This window comes from Roseateles sp. P5_B10, from assembly GCF_056400485.1.
The window spans coordinates 1-948 of the sequence record NZ_JBFULE010001316.1; the positions used below are offsets into that span (position 1 = coordinate 1).

Sequence of the window (948 nt, forward strand, 5' to 3'; positions counted from 1 at the left end):
GGCCTGCCCGGCGCCATCCTGACGCTGTAGCCCGCCATGGATGTCGCGCTCAGCTGGGTCGACCTCGCGTTCGCGGCAGTGCTGCTGATCTCGATCGGCATCGGCCTGTGGCGCGGCCTGATCTTCGAGGTCATGTCACTCGCCGGCTGGGTGGTCGCCTATTTCGCCGCGTCGCCGCTGGCGCCTGTCGTCGAGGACCTGCTGCCTGCCTCCATGACCAGCAAGTTCGGCCCTGCCGCCCTGCATGTTGTCGCGCTGGCGATCGCCTTCTTCTTCGTGCTGATCGTCTGGAGCCTGGCCTCGCGCCTGGTCAAGACGCTGATTCACGCCACGCCGCTGTCCATCGTGGACCGCCTGGGTGGCGCCGGTTTTGGTGCGCTGCGTGGTGTCTTCATCGCACTGTTGCTTGTGCTCGTCATTGGCGCTTCGCCCCTGGCGGAGTCAAGCACCTGGCGGGCCTCGCGTGCCGCACCCGTGCTCAGTGATGTGTTGCTCGACGTGGCGCCCTTGCTGCCCGAACCACTTGCCCGATTTGTTTCCCGCTCGATGACCCCATCTGAAGCGGAATCGACCAATTAAGGACCCTCGCCATGTGCGGCATCGTCGGCGCTCTCGCTGCCTCCCCCGTCAACCAGCTCCTGTATGACGCGCTGCTGCTGCTGCAGCACCGCGGCCAGGACGCCGCCGGCATCGTCACCATGCAGGGCAACAAGTGCTTCATGCACAAGGCGCGCGGCATGGTGCGTGATGTCTTCCGCACCCGCAACATGCGCGCGCTGCCGGGCAGCATCGGCCTGGGCCAAGTGCGCTACCCGACAGCCGGCAATGCCTACAGCGAGGAAGAGGCGCAGCCCTTCTACGTGAACGCGCCTTTCGGCATCGTGCTGGTGCACAACGGCAACCTGACCAATGCGCATGCACTGAAGGACGAGCTCTTCGACATCGACC

At 65.6% G+C, this 948-nt stretch carries 1 protein-coding gene and 1 pseudogene; both read left to right on the plus strand.

What is annotated here, in order from left to right; translation table 11 throughout:
• Positions 1-36 precede the first annotated feature (36 nt).
• The gene (locus AC1DU6_RS32995; RefSeq protein WP_477862512.1) at positions 37-579 is read left to right on the plus strand and encodes a CvpA family protein; all 543 of its coding nucleotides are present in this window, start codon (positions 37-39) and stop codon (positions 577-579) included.
• 11 nt (positions 580-590) lie between these two features.
• A pseudogene (locus AC1DU6_RS33000) lies at positions 591-948 on the plus strand (amidophosphoribosyltransferase); the annotation flags it as partial.

Coding starts and splice junctions, on each gene's coding strand:
- AC1DU6_RS32995 (WP_477862512.1), top strand. CDS start 37: ATGGATGTCGCGCTCAGCTGGGTCGACCTCGCGTTCGCGGCAGTGCTG.